General features: G+C 33.5%; 13 protein-coding genes. 1 reads left to right on the forward strand and 12 read right to left on the reverse strand.

Translation table 11 applies throughout. The annotated features are described in order from the left end of the window. Nucleotides 1–130: 130 nt before the first annotated feature. The 12 genes from CDO51_RS10120 to gpr all read right to left on the reverse strand — a co-directional run bounded on the left by CDO51_RS10120 (nucleotide 131) and on the right by gpr (nucleotide 13,775). Nucleotides 131–643, reverse strand: coding sequence for a hypothetical protein (locus tag CDO51_RS10120; RefSeq protein ID WP_089024154.1), 513 nt, complete (start codon nucleotides 641–643; stop codon nucleotides 131–133). An 80-nt stretch (nucleotides 644–723) separates the two neighbouring features. Further along, on the reverse strand, nucleotides 724–2,049 hold the full coding sequence (gene mtaB / locus CDO51_RS10125) for a tRNA (N(6)-L-threonylcarbamoyladenosine(37)-C(2))-methylthiotransferase MtaB (RefSeq protein ID WP_089024155.1): 1,326 nt from the start codon (nucleotides 2,047–2,049) through the stop codon (nucleotides 724–726). Between the two features lie 3 nt (nucleotides 2,050–2,052). After that, the gene (locus tag CDO51_RS10130) at nucleotides 2,053–2,826 is read right to left on the reverse strand and encodes a 16S rRNA (uracil(1498)-N(3))-methyltransferase (protein ID WP_089024156.1); all 774 of its coding nucleotides are present in this window, start codon (nucleotides 2,824–2,826) and stop codon (nucleotides 2,053–2,055) included. After that, complete coding sequence (gene prmA / locus CDO51_RS10135) at nucleotides 2,822–3,757, reverse strand: 50S ribosomal protein L11 methyltransferase (RefSeq protein WP_089024157.1); 936 nt, start codon at nucleotides 3,755–3,757, stop codon at nucleotides 2,822–2,824. The genes CDO51_RS10130 and prmA overlap by 5 nt, the downstream gene beginning before the upstream one ends. A 20-nt stretch (nucleotides 3,758–3,777) precedes the next feature. Further along, nucleotides 3,778–4,923, reverse strand: coding sequence for a molecular chaperone DnaJ (dnaJ, locus tag CDO51_RS10140; RefSeq protein WP_089024158.1), 1,146 nt, complete (start codon nucleotides 4,921–4,923; stop codon nucleotides 3,778–3,780). 46 nt (nucleotides 4,924–4,969) lie between these two features. Further along, nucleotides 4,970–6,799, reverse strand: a complete 1,830-nt coding sequence (gene dnaK, locus CDO51_RS10145) for a molecular chaperone DnaK (RefSeq protein ID WP_089024159.1) — start codon at nucleotides 6,797–6,799, stop codon at nucleotides 4,970–4,972. A 30-nt stretch (nucleotides 6,800–6,829) separates the two neighbouring features. Next, on the reverse strand, nucleotides 6,830–7,417 hold the full coding sequence (gene grpE, locus CDO51_RS10150) for a nucleotide exchange factor GrpE (protein WP_205842215.1): 588 nt from the start codon (nucleotides 7,415–7,417) through the stop codon (nucleotides 6,830–6,832). Continuing rightward, on the reverse strand, nucleotides 7,414–8,460 hold the full coding sequence (gene hrcA, locus CDO51_RS10155; protein WP_089024161.1) for a heat-inducible transcriptional repressor HrcA: 1,047 nt from the start codon (nucleotides 8,458–8,460) through the stop codon (nucleotides 7,414–7,416). Before hrcA ends, grpE begins: the two co-directional genes overlap by 4 nt. 85 nt (nucleotides 8,461–8,545) lie before the next feature. After that, nucleotides 8,546–9,709: a radical SAM family heme chaperone HemW gene (hemW, locus tag CDO51_RS10160; protein ID WP_089024162.1), complete on the reverse strand. Its 1,164-nt coding sequence runs from the start codon at nucleotides 9,707–9,709 to the stop codon at nucleotides 8,546–8,548. Next, complete coding sequence (gene lepA / locus CDO51_RS10165; protein WP_089024163.1) at nucleotides 9,699–11,501, reverse strand: translation elongation factor 4; 1,803 nt, start codon at nucleotides 11,499–11,501, stop codon at nucleotides 9,699–9,701. Before lepA ends, hemW begins: the two co-directional genes overlap by 11 nt. Nucleotides 11,502–11,565: 64 nt before the next feature. Further along, nucleotides 11,566–12,606 (reverse strand): stage II sporulation protein P, encoded by a 1,041-nt coding sequence (gene spoIIP / locus CDO51_RS10170; protein WP_089024164.1) that lies wholly within the window; start codon nucleotides 12,604–12,606, stop codon nucleotides 11,566–11,568. Between the two features lie 134 nt (nucleotides 12,607–12,740). Then, the gene (gene gpr / locus CDO51_RS10175; protein WP_089024165.1) at nucleotides 12,741–13,775 is read right to left on the reverse strand and encodes a GPR endopeptidase; all 1,035 of its coding nucleotides are present in this window, start codon (nucleotides 13,773–13,775) and stop codon (nucleotides 12,741–12,743) included. A gap of 162 nt (nucleotides 13,776–13,937) precedes the next feature. Between gpr and rpsT the strand changes: the two genes are divergently transcribed. Continuing rightward, a complete protein-coding gene (gene rpsT, locus CDO51_RS10180) occupies nucleotides 13,938–14,204 on the forward strand; it encodes a 30S ribosomal protein S20 (RefSeq protein ID WP_089024166.1) in 267 nt (88 codons plus the stop codon). Nucleotides 14,205–14,213 lie beyond the last annotated feature (9 nt).

A 14,213-nucleotide genomic window follows, 5' to 3' on the forward strand; every position in this document is an offset into this window, starting at 1 on the left:
AGTTTACCTTGTTTCATCATTTCTCTTACTTGCTTTTTGTCTATTAAATTCATAACGGTGCAAACCTCCCATTCTATTTTTATTATACATCATTTCGGAAGGTTTACACCGTTTATTTTACACTCTCGAACTAGTTATCTTGAGTAATTTGATATAACGCTTTACCTTCGTCATCAACAAATCTCCAATTAACCACTTCTTCTTCAAATTGTTTTTTATTTACTATAGCAACATGATAGAAATCATTTTTTGGTTCTATTATAACTTCTATTTTACTTTGAGCCTTAGAACCATCTAATAAACGGATTTCTTTTATTTCACTGTGAAAAGCAAATAAACCTATCTCCTTTTTTTCATTTAAAGAACCACGTGCTAACCCTAAATTTTTTTCTTCTAGAATCTGATGCCATTCTTTAGTATCTTCAGCTAAAACAAAAGATGCAGGTTCAGATCTATAACCTTCATCTTCTGTAGTAAACTCTATATTACTAGAAGCTTGTTCACCATTGTCTTGTTCATCTAAAAATCCAGTTTCTTGAGCTTCTGGTGTCATATAATCATATAGAGATAAACCTGCTAATAATACTAACAAAAGAACTAAAGGAACCAATCTTTTCAACTCTAATATAAACACTTTACTCATAAAAAATCCCACCCCTCACATAGTGCTCACATTACCACTATGTATGGGGTGGGGTTTTTATTACCTATTTACTTAAAAAATTATTTGTTCACTTGTGCTAGGCCATAAACGTAATCATCATCAACACAATCTATTAAAACCTTAATAAATTCTCTTTCTGATATATTATTAGTGGTTGGAAACTTGACATTTAAATAATTGCCACTCAGACCTTCTGAATAGTCCCTTTCAACTCGTTCTACTAAAACATCTACTACCTCTCCAACAAAGTTTCTTTGGTATCTTTTAGAAAGTTGTTTACTTATTTTAATTAAACTATCACTTCTTTGCTTTTTAACTTTGTTTTGAACTTGTTCGTTTAATTTAGCAGCTTTTGTATACTTTCTAGGAGAATATTGAAAGACATGTAAACTTGAAAATCCAACCTTATCTAAAAAATCCTTTGTATTTTCGAAATGATACTCTTTTTCTCCAGGAAACCCAACCATCACATCTGTACTTAAAGCTATCAAAGGATTTTTTTTCTTTATATCTGTAATCAAATTATAATAATCATCTGTTGTATAAGACCTATTCATCTTAGAAAGAATTTCATCATCTCCATTTTGCAGTGGTATATGCAAATGTGAACATACCTTTGAAGATTCTGTAACTAAGTCGATTAACTCTGGAGTTATTTCCTGTGGCTCACAAGAACTTAACCTAATTCTAAACTCTTTATCTATGCCAATAATAGTCTCTACTAATCCTGACAGATCAGGATATTCAGAAGTTTCTCTTCCGTAAGCTCCTAAGTTTATACCTGTCAAAACTATTTCTTTAAAACCTGCTTCAATAGCTCTTTCAACTTCTTTTATTACTTCTTTTGGTGCTCTGCTACGTAGTTCACCTCTTGCATAGGGAACAATACAATACGAGCAAAAGCGATCACAACCTTCCTGTACTTTTAGAAAATGGCGTGACCTTTTTATTTCTTTAAAAGAAGTTATAGAAAGTTCTTCAAACCCTTCTCGTTTACGTGTAGGTGCTAATAATTCAAGTTTCTTCCCAGTCTTATTAGCTAAAACATCTTCAACCATTTTAACTAAACTCTTTCTATTATCTGTCCCTAAAACAATATCAATATCCTGAATTTCTTTAACTTTTTCAGGGTTAGCTTGTACGTAACAACCAATTGCTGCGACTACACTTTCAGGGTTATTACGCTTAACTCTTCTAATATATTGACGAGATTTTTTATCTGCTAAATTAGTTACTGTACAAGTGTTTATAACGAAAACATCTGCTGAATTTTGATCGGTTACTATTTCAAAACCTTTTTTAAAAAATTGATCTTTTATTGCTTCAGTATCATATTGATTTACCTTACAACCTAAAGTGACGAAAGTTACTTTGAGTGCAGTCATTTATTAACCTCCCAGATCAGCCAATTCATACAAAACTAAAGTTGTAGCTGTAATACCAGCAGTTTCTGCTCTTAAAACTCTAGGTCCTAATGAAAGTGAGTTAACCCCTCTTTCTTTTGCAAGGCTAATTTCACTTGGAGAAAAACCTCCCTCTGGACCTACTAACAACAAGATTGATGATACTCGTTGTTCCGTGTCTTTTTTTAAGGCTTCTTTTATTGAGAAAATCGCTTTCTCATGGCAAATATATACTATATCCCAACTTTTTATTTTCGGATCATTAATGAATTCTTTGAATGTGCTTGGGTGCTCAACCGTTGGGATGATTTGTCTTCTAGACTGTTCAGATGCATTTTTTACTATTTCATTCCAACGAGATATTTTTTTTCGTACCTTTTTGTCATCGTTATAATTAATTTCACTTCTATCGCTAAAAAGTGGGTAAACTATCTTAACTCCAAGTTCCGTAGTTTTCTGTAAAACCAACTCAAAATTATCCTTTTTTAGTAGTACCTGAGCTAAACCAACTTCGATAGGTGTTTCCCTTTGTTCTTGTAACTGTTTGGATATGCTAAAAGAAATCTTATTATCTGTTATATCATGTATTTTACTAAGCCACGAATCTCCTTCTCCATTTAGAAGAATTACATCATCTTCTGGTTTACACCTAAGTACTCGTGTTAAATAATGATAGTCTTTTTTATCTTCTATAATAATATCCCCAGTATTATTAAATTTTTCTGGGGATACAAATATTCTTGGTAACTGATCACTAATTTTGAACCACCAGGGAAACCCATTCCCCTGAAGTCTCCTCTTTAATAACTGTCATGCCATGTTTTTCAAACTCTCTTATAACTTTATCTTTCTTATTTAAAGATATACCTGAGCCTATAAAAATTCCATCTTTTTTTAGTACTGTAGCAATTTTAGATATAAGATCATATATAATATCTGCAACTAAATTTCCTAATACAACATCTGCTGTAGGTGGTGCTAGTTTTTTTACATCACCTTCTATTACTTCTATTTTATCTTGAACATCATTTAATTTACTATTATCTTTAGTGACTCTACACGCAACAGAATCAATGTCATAAGCATACACTTTTTTAACTCCTAATTTAGCTGCAACTATTGATAATATACCTGACCCACAACCTAAATCTAAAACTGTATCATTGTTTTTTAAATAGTCTCTTAAATGAGATGCACACATCAATGTAGTTGGATGTGACCCTGTCCCAAAAGCCATACCAGGATCAAGCCAAATAGTGACATCATCATCTGTAACTTTAGTGGAGCTCCAAGTGGGCCTTATATTTATTCCATTAACACTAACTGGATGAAAGTGTTCTTTCCAGGCTCGAGACCAATCTTTTTCATCAACTTCGCTGATACTTAAATCATTAGAAGAAATTTGAAACCCTCGATCTGATAATCTTTCTAACTCATGAGTTAACTGTTGAAGTTTTTCTGATAATGTATCGTCCCATGGTAAATATGCCTTAACATGTACCTTATCTGTTAATCCTTCAGCCTCATGAATAACTTGTCTAGGATCTTCCCAAATCACATCTTCATCTAATTTGGGTACAATTTCAGGATCTTCAATTACGACTCCGCCTGCTCCAGTTTCATGTAATAAATTAGAAACAGCTTCCATTGTTTCTCTCAAAGTTGTCAAATTAAGTTCGGCCCACTTCATATTCTCGCTCCTTTTTATTATTAATCATTTCCACCTAAAGCTTTTCTGACTCGATCTAAAAAACTTTCATCACTAGATACGTCTTTACCCATCGATACTGCTAATTCTCTGACTAATTGTTTCTGTTTTTGATTTAGCTTTTTTGGAATTTCAATATCCACTATAACAATATGGTGTCCTCTTCCTTTTCTATTTACATAAGGAATCCCTTTATTCTTTAGTGTAAAATCTGTTTTTGGTTGAGTACCTTCAGGAATTTTAAGTTCAGTATCTCCATCTAAAGTCGGAATTTTAATTTCAGTACCTAATAAAGCTTCAACTACACTTATAGTAACTTTAGAATAAACTGTTTGGCCTTCTCTAGTAAACTTATCATGTGACTTAATACTTATGTCAACATAAAGATCACCTGCAGGGCCACCATAAATCCCAGCTTGACCCTCTCCTCGGATTCTCAACCTAGTTCCATCATCTACACCTGCAGGTACATTTATTTTAACTTTTCTTCTACGAACTACCCTACCTTCACCTTCGCACTCCGGGCATTTCTCTTTAACAATTTTCCCTTGCCCTTCACAAGTACTACAAGGCGCTACATTAACAAATCTTCCAAAAGGAGTCTCTTTAACTTGTCGCACTTCACCTTGTCCCTTACAAGTAGGACAAGTTTCTGGGCTAGTACCAGGTTTAGCACCAGATCCGTCACATTTATTACAGTTTTCCGTTCTAGGTATCTGAACCTCTTTTTCCGCACCAAAAGCGGCTTCTTCAAATTCTACTTGCATTCTATAACGTAAATCTGATCCTTTTCGGGGGCGACGTTGGTTTCGTTCACCACCGCCACCAAATCCTCCCCCGAAAAAGGCATCAAAAATATCTTCAAAACCGCCGAAACCACCAAATCCTTGGTCACCAAAACCTCCGTACTGTTGAGCATTTTCATCTACACCTGCATGACCAAATTGGTCGTATCGTGCTCGCTTTTGATCATCACTTAATATTTCATACGCTTCTTGTACTTCTTTAAATTTTTGCTCAGCTTCTTCGTCGTCTGAGTTAACGTCAGGATGATATTTTCGAGCGAGTTTACGATATGCTTTCTTTATTTCATTTTGATCGGCATCTCGGCTAACACCTAGAACTTCATAAAAATCTTTCTTTGCCATAAAATCACCCTTTACTGCAATTAAGTTTCACTAACTTTTAGCTCTTTTATTGCTTATCATCCTGGTCATCATTTTCTACTTCATAGTCAGCGTCAACTACGTTTTCATCACCTTGTGCATCTTCCGCTTGTTCTTGCTCTCCAGCATCTTGATAAAGTTGCTGACTTAGTTCATGGAAGTGATTAGTAAGTTCTTCTTTAGCAGAATTGATTTTATCTAAATCGTCTTCCTCTAATGCATCTTTAACTTTTTGTACTGCATCCTCTACTTCTTTTTTCTTGGATTCGTCCACTTTATCACCTAAGTCACCCAATGTTTTTTCTGTATTATAAACTAAAGAATCCGCTTCGTTTCTAGCCTCGATTTTTTCTCGTTGTTTCTTATCTTCTTCTTCGTTTTTCTTAGCATCTTCTACCATTTGTTCTACTTCATCATCAGATAACCCACTAGACGGCTCAACAGTTATCTTTTGTTCTTTTCCAGTACCTTTATCTTTTGCACTTACATTTAAAATACCGTTTGCATCAATATCAAAAGTAACTTCAATCTGAGGAACACCTCTCGGTGCAGCTGGAATTCCATCTAAAATAAATTTACCTAATGACTTGTTATCTTTAGCCATTTCACGTTCACCTTGAAGTACATGAATTTCAACACTGGTCTGATTATCAGCTGCAGTTGAGAATACTTGGTTTTTACTTGTAGGGATAGTAGTATTTCTTTCGATTAATTTTGTAAACACTCCACCTAAAGTTTCAATACCTAATGATAATGGAGTTACATCAAGAAGTAACACATCTTTCACATCTCCACTTAAAACACCAGCTTGAATAGCAGCACCACTAGCTACAACTTCATCAGGGTTTATACCTTTATACGGATCTTTACCAGCAATATTTTTAACCTCATTTTGAACTGCCGGAATTCTTGTTGAACCACCAACTAAAATTACTTTATCTATATCGTTTGAAGTAACTCCTGCATCCTTCATAGCTTGCTTCATAGGTTCTAATGTTTTTTCAACTAAGTCACGAGTTAGTTCTTCAAATTTAGCTCTTGTAATGTCCATATTTAAATGCTTAGGACCTTCATTTGTAGCAGTAATAAATGGTAAATTAACATTTGTTTGAGATACATTAGATAATTCTACTTTTGCTTTCTCTGCAGCTTCTTTAAGTCTTTGTAAACTCATCTTATCTTCTCTTAAATCAACACCATTTTCTTTTTTGAATTCTTCAGCCATATAATCCATTAAGCGTTTATCGAAGTTATCTCCACCAAGTTCGTTATTTCCACTAGTAGCTTTAACTTCAAATACACCGTCTCCTAGTTCAAGGATGGAAACGTCAAATGTTCCTCCACCAAGGTCATAAACTAAAACTGTTTGATCTTCATCTTCTTTATCAATTCCATATGCTAAAGATGCAGCAGTTGGCTCGTTAATAATTCTCTTAACTTCTAATCCTGCAATTTTACCAGCGTCTTTAGTTGCTTGTCTTTGGCTATCTGAAAAATATGCAGGTACAGTTATAACTGCTTCTGTTACCTCTTCACCTAAGTATTCTTCAGCATCTCTTTTTAATTTTTGAAGAGTCATAGCACTAATTTCTTGAGGAGTATATTCTTTACCGTCAATATTAACTTTATGGTTAGTACCCATATATGTCTTGATAGAAGCAATAGTCCTATCTGGATTTGTAATAGCTTGCCTTTTTGCTACTTGCCCTACTAAACGTTCTCCGTCGTCCTTAAACGCTACAATAGAAGGTGTTGTTCTATCACCTTCGGAGTTTGATATAATATTTGCTTCTCCACCTTCCATAACAGCCATACATGAATTAGTAGTTCCTAAATCAATTCCAATAATTTTACCCATAATTATTACCTCCCTTAATATTTGTTTTAGTTATTTAGAAACTTTTACAACGCTTGGTCGAAGTAAGCGACCTTTAAATAAAAATCCTGGTTGTAATTCCTCAACAACTATATTACTTTCATGGTCTTCACTCTCAACTTGCATTACTGCTTGATGATAATTAGGGTCAAAAGTTTCTCCTTGTGCATCAATCTTTTCAAGTCCATGTTTTTTAAGCACTTCATAAAGTTGATCATAAATCATTTTAACTCCTTGTTGATATTGTTCATCAACATCTTCTGAAGCATTTTGTAAGGCCCTTTCAAAGTTATCTAAAACCCCTAATATATCACCCACAACTTCCTCTGCTTTTTCTAAAGACTTTTTATCCCATTCTTTAGATACTCGTCTTTTATAATTATCAAAATCTGCTTGTAAGCGTCTTAACTGATTTAAGTATTGATCGCGTTCTTCTGTTAACTTTTCTTTTTCAGTCACTAAATCATTAAATTGATTCTGCAACTCTTCATATGTAACATTCTGCTCCTGTTCATACTTTTCTTCAGAATTTTCTTCGAAATCGACTTCTTCTTGGTGTTCTTGACCACATTTTTCATTAACATTGTCATTTTTTTTCATAATTTATCACCTACTCCCCTATAATTATCTGATTCCCCTAAGGTACTAGTTAATTCTTTTGCAATTTGAGCCACAATAGCAATCACGCGAGAATAATCCATTCTTGTTGGCCCTAAAACTCCTATAGTTCCCAAAGGTTTATTATTCAATTCGTAACTAGCTGTTATTATGCTGCAATCTTTTACAGCATCTAAGGGGTTTTCTTTTCCAATACGCACAACTATCCCATCGGACTCGGATAATAGTTTGACTAAAAGGTCCTCATCTTCAAAAAAAGACAACAATTCCTTAACCTTTTGTAGATCACTAAATTCAGGTTGATTTAGTATATTAGTAGTACCTCCAAGAGCTACTTTATTTGCACCTTGTTTAAAGCTTTCAGCTAATGTAAATAATGCTTCTTCTAATAGAGCCATTTCTTGAATTAAATCAGATCGAAGTTCTCGCAATAAAGTAGGAGTTATATCATCTATTGTTAAACCATATAAGCGTTCATTTAGATAATCCGCTATTCTCTTCATTTCTTCAAGTGATAAATTACCTGATATGTATACTGGTCGACTTTCAAGTATCCCTGTATCGGTTGTAAGTACTAACAAAACTTTGTTTTTATTAATAGGAAATAATTGAAGCTTTCTAAAAGAACTTCTATTAGTTTGTGGACCTAATACAAGCGAAGTATAATCAGTCATTTCTGCTAAATACCTAGCTGTAAGTTGAACTATTTCATCCATTTCGAAAATTTTATTGTCATTCATTTTTTCTTCTAAAAAGTTTTGTTTAGGGTTTAATAATCCCGACGAAATTAAATCATCTACAAAAAAGCGATACCCTCTTTCAGACGGAATTCTCCCTGCAGAAGTATGAGGTTGTGCTAAAAAACCCATTTCTTCTAGATCTGCCATTTCATTTCTGATTGTAGCAGGGCTTACATTGAACTTATACCTTCTAGTTAAAGTTCTAGAACCTAGTGGTTCTGCTCTTTTAATATAATCTGAAATAATAGTTTTTAATATTGTCTTTTTACGCTGGGTAAGTCCCATGAGATCACCCCTGATAATTGTTAGCACTCTTTTTATTAGAGTGCTAATTAATCCATTTAAAAAATAACACTAGCAAAATCATTTGTCAAGACGGTAAAAACTCCATAAAAACATTATTAGATAACATATATCCCTTAGTAGTTAATTTTATACGAGTATTTTCTTTTTTTAATAGACCTTCACTTATAAAATAATTGATAGTTGACAGATATCTTTTGTAAATGTTTATTCCATACTCTTCTTTTATTTCATTTATATCAATTCCATCGACTAATCTAAGACCTAAAATTACCTTTTCAGACAGTGCTTCTTCAAATCCAATATTCCACTTTTCCTTTATAAAATCATGCATATCTTTACTTTTTAAATATTTCGTAAAATCATCCACTGTTACAAAGCGTAAACCTTCCCATAAACTATGAGCACCTGGACCAAGACCCAAGTAGTTGTTTCTATTCCAATATAACATATTGTGCTTACATTCGTAGCTTGGTTTTGAAAAGTTCGATAACTCATAATGACTATATCCTGATTCTCTTAACTTTACTCTAGCTATATTATACATCTCTACCTCTATTTCCTCATCTAAAGACTCTAGCTTTCCTTTACTGACTTCTCTTTCTAATGGGGTATCTTTTTCTAATATTAGGTTATATAGTGAGATATGAGTAGGTTGTAATTTAATTAAATTATCTAAGTCTTCATTAAAATCTGAAACAGTCTGATTTGGAATTCCATAAATCAAATCTACATTCAAATTATCTATACCAGCAGATTGTAACAAATTATATGTTTGTAAAAATTCCTCATAGGAATGTGTCCTTCCTAATACCTGCAAATGTCTACTTTGAGTAGTTTGTAATCCTATACTTACACGGTTAACAAAATTTGAAATAAAATTTATTTTTTTATCTGTTACAATACTAGTATTCGGGTTTAGTTCTATTGAAAATTCTTCTACTTTATTTAGATCACAATAAGATTCAATAGTATAAAATAACCTCTTAAGGTTCTCATAAGACAAACAAGTCGGGGTCCCTCCCCCAATATATATAGTATCCCAATTTGAATTTTTCATGTTGTCATTAAAAACCTTGAATTGTTGATCAAGAACCTTTAAATATTCATAAACTTCTGCTTCTGACCTTTTTTTCCAGCTATTGAAATCACAATATTTGCATTTTGAAAAACAAAAAGGGACATGTATATACAGTCCCTTTTTATTCTTTGCTATACTTTTAGCTATCAATACTCAACACCGCCATGAAAGCTTCTTGAGGAATATCTACTTTACCTATCTGTTTCATTCGTTGCTTACCTTCTTTTTGCTTTTCTAAAAGCTTTCTTTTGCGGGTAACGTCTCCCCCGTAACATTTTGCAAGTACATTTTTCTTAAGAGCCTTTACAGTTTCCCTTGCAATAACTTTATTTCCAATTGCAGCCTGTACAGGTATATCAAACATCTGCCGTGGCAACATTTCTCGTAATTTATCAGCTAATTGCCTACCTTTATAATAAGCTTTATCCTCATGAACTATAAAGGACAATGCATCTACTGGTTCTTTATTAACTAAAATATCTACTTTAACTAGTTTCGCTTCCTCATATCCCAATAACTCATAATCAAAAGAAGCATATCCTCTTGTCCGACTTTTCAATAGATCAAAGAAATCATAAACAATTTCACTTAAAGGAAGTTTGTATTTTAACATTACTCTTAGTGAATCTAGATATTCCATGGTTTCATAAATCCCTCGTTTTTCTTGACAAAGCTCCATTACAGGGCCAATATAATCTTGCGGTACCATGAAGTTAGCTCTCACCATTGGTTCATAAATAGCTTCTATTTCATTTCTTGGGGGTAAATAAGTCGGGTTTTCAACATCAATAATCTCTTCTTCATCAACTTTTTTAACTCTATAAACTACGTTTGGAGCAGTGGTTACTAATGTAATGTTGTATTCTCTTTCAAGTCTTTCTTGGATAATTTCCATATGAAGAAGACCTAGAAAACCACATCTAAACCCAAATCCTAGGGCCACAGAGTTTTCTTGTTCATATACTAAAGAGGAATCATTTAATTGTAGTTTATCTAATGCATCCCTTAAATCTTCATAGTCTTCACCCTCTGTTGGAAACAAACCACAATACACCATTGGTTTGACTTGTTTATATCCTGGTAATGGCTCTGGTGCTGGCTTATCGGCAGAGGTTATTGTATCTCCTACTCTACTATCTTTAACATCTTTGATGCTAGCTGCCATAAAACCAACATCTCCAGCTGTTAAAGCATCAACTTTTTTTGGCGTTGGATTTAAAATTCCTACTTCAGATACATCAAACTTCTTTCCTGTTTGCATCATCTCTATTTTCATATTAGAAGTTAAGCTTCCTGATACTACTTTTAAATAAGTAATAACACCTCGATAGGTATCATAATACGAATCAAAAATCAAGGCTTTCAAGTGTTCATCATCACGACCTTCAGGTGGAGGTATTCGTTGTACTATAGACTCAAGTACTTCTGTTATCCCAGTTCCGTCTTTTGCTGAAGCTAATATTGCTTCATCTCCATCTATCCCGACTATTTCTTCTAACTCTCTTTTAACTTTATCAACATCCGCATTTGGAAGATCTATTTTATTTATTACAGGAATTATTTCTAAGTCTTGCTCTACAGCTAAGTAAATATTAGCTAATGTTTGAGCCTCAATACCTTGACAAGCATCAATAACTAACAAAACACCCTCACAGGCTTGAAGACTTCTAGAAACTTCATAATTGAAGTCTACGTGTCCTGGAGTATCGATTACATTAAGAAAATATCCAAGCCCGTCTTGAGCAGTATAGTTCATAGTTACAGATTGTAACTTAATTGTGATCCCACGTTCTCGCTCTAACTCCATGTTATCTAAATATTGATCTTGCATTTCTCTTTTTGTTAAAGTATCTGTGTACTCTAACATTCTATCAGCTAAGGTCGACTTTCCATGATCAATATGAGCAATTATCGAAAAGTTTCTAATTCTTTCCTGTTTCATCTTGCTAGTCCCCCTTTTATCTTCACATTATTATAACACCTGGAAATTTGGGTGACAAGTTATATTAGCGAGAGATAGCACGTTCTATCGCCTCAGTAAAGTACGGAATGGTTCTCATCGTCTCTTCTAAACTATTTTCATGTCCTCCAATTTCTATTAATAACGCCCTTGAATGTAATTCTTGGTTATAAGAGAAGTTTCTTGTTCGTATACCTCTTGATAAGTCGGGATGTATTTTTTCTAATTCCTTTTGAAGCTTCAAAGCAAACTGATAATTTTCTCTCCAATTAGGATGATCTTCCCCTGAACCCACTAAAATCAATATTTTCCCTACTTTTTCACCATTTATTTCTGCTGTTGTCATATCACGGGGGACACCATCTCTATGAAGGTCTAATAAAACATCTATATCTGAATGCTCTTCTAACATTTGTTCTACAGTTGGTTTACTCCTACTATAACTTTCGTGGCGTGTGGGTAAGTCATGAATTTCTTCTGTATGTACTGCACTAATCCCTAATTGTTCTAATTCACTTACCATTTTACGTCCTAACCGAACCACCGTCTTGTCTAAATTTTCGACAAAAGGTTCACCAGTTGTTGGTACAAAGCTTTCAGTTGTGTGTGAATGATAAATGCCAACTTTTCCATTTTCAGATTCTATAATTTCTGGTTCTTGAATTTTAGACTCAACTATTGCAGGTGCTGTTCCTGATTCGTCTCTATCTGAAGGTTCACTCTCTTTATCTTTTGTTGTCTCTGCCATAGCTTGAATTTCATGTGAATACTCATTTATCGGTGAAAATTGTAATCCTACAATTTGTTCAGGTGAATTTTTGTCTATTTGTAAAGTGGTTAATAAAAAATAACTTATAATATCTTGAAAGCTTGAAATTGGAGGTTCTTGCTCATCTAATACATATAAACCAGGTAGTTCTAAATCCATAAAAAACAATAGGGAGGTTTCAATCATAAGATTATCAAATGTAGTAAAAATTAAGTTTAAACCTACACCTAATACAAATATTATACAAATACTTATAATAAACACTTTTTTTAGTTGTTGCATACGTCCACGACGTTTTCTGAGTATATCTCCTTTCATTACTACACTCCTCCCATATAAAGAAATATCTACATACTAGATTATATGCAAAATATCAAATAATTGATTAAAAAAATGCCGCCTCTTAAAAGGGCGGCTTTAAAATAATATGAGAATATTATTCTTTTATGACATTATTGAAGGTATTTTCCAGCACTTTCTTCTGCAACTCTTGGATGAACTGCTACATTAATTCCTCCAGCTAACACTTCACTAATATCGTCAACAAATCTATCAACTTCTTTAGGAGTTACCATTAAAGTCTGCCCCTCTCCACTAAAAGGAGATAAAGCTTGATTAATCACTTGCTTATTTGGTTTACCTAAACCACCTTGCCCAGTATTAATCTGACTTGGGTCAACTCCTCTGCTCGGATTATTTTGAGGAGACTGTGGTTGGTTTTGAGCATTATTATTAACAAGCTCCATAGTGTTACTTACTAATGTAGTGGCATCTAGAACTGTTGGTATACCCATAGCTACAACAGGTACCCCCATACTGTCTTCAGTAATCCCCATTCGCTTGTTGCCTACTCCTGAGCCTGGATGAATTCCATTATCAGCAATTTGTACTGTGGTATTTAACCTTTCTAAATTTCGCGCAGCCAAAGCATCTATTGCTAGAATCATATTAGGCTTTACTTGTTCAACTATACCTTTAATGATTTCTCCTGTTTCAACACCAGTGATTCCCATTACACCTGGAGCAACTCCAGCCATAGATCTGAATCCAGGTCCAAGTTTTTCTGGAACTAATCTTTTTAAATGTCTAGTTATCACTAAATCTTCAACAACCTTAGGTCCGATAGCATCTGGAGTTACGTTCCAGTTTCCAAGCCCTACCACTAATAATTCTGTGTTATCGTCAAATTTCGCTATTTTCTGTAATTCTCTAGCAACAATATTGCTAACTTCATCCTGTAAATCAGTATTTTTCTCCCGTAACCCTGGAGCTTCGATATTAACATAATTACCCATTGTTTTATTCATTGCTCGTTCTGCTTGAGGTGTTGTAATACTGATATGATCAATAGATACACCTTCTTCTTCATAACTACTACTTTCTACTCCAGGTATATCTTTCTCTTGTTGAGGTGCTATCATTTCTTTTGCTTCTATAGCAAGATCTGTACGTATATTACTTTGAAATTGTCTTTCTTTATCTGACATAAAAGACCTCCTTTTCCATTTGTATAGTCCTACCTTAGGGTTCTCCAAAATCTGACCGGTATACACTATTTCTCTTGATTTTCTTTTTTTTCTATGTTACTATTTAGATTGTTCTGAACTGATTCGATTAGTTAATATTCATTTTTTAGGGAGGTGAACATTGTGCCTAACATTAAATCAGCTAAAAAAAGAGTTGAGATAACTGAAAAGAAAACTTTAAGAAATCGAAGAGTAAAATCCCAAGTTAAATCTGCTATTAAAAGCTTTGAAGTTGCTCTAAACAATCAAGATATTGAAAATGCAGAGCAAAAATTACAACAAGTCAAAAAGACAATAGATAAAGCTGTTAGTAAGGGAGTTATCCATAAAAATACAGCTGCTAGAAAGAAATCACGGTTTACTGCAAAGCTAAAAAACATAGCTAGTTAAAAAAATCTA

Source organism: Natranaerobius trueperi (assembly GCF_002216005.1).
Classification (GTDB): domain Bacteria; phylum Bacillota; class Natranaerobiia; order Natranaerobiales; family Natranaerobiaceae; genus Natranaerobius_A; species Natranaerobius_A trueperi.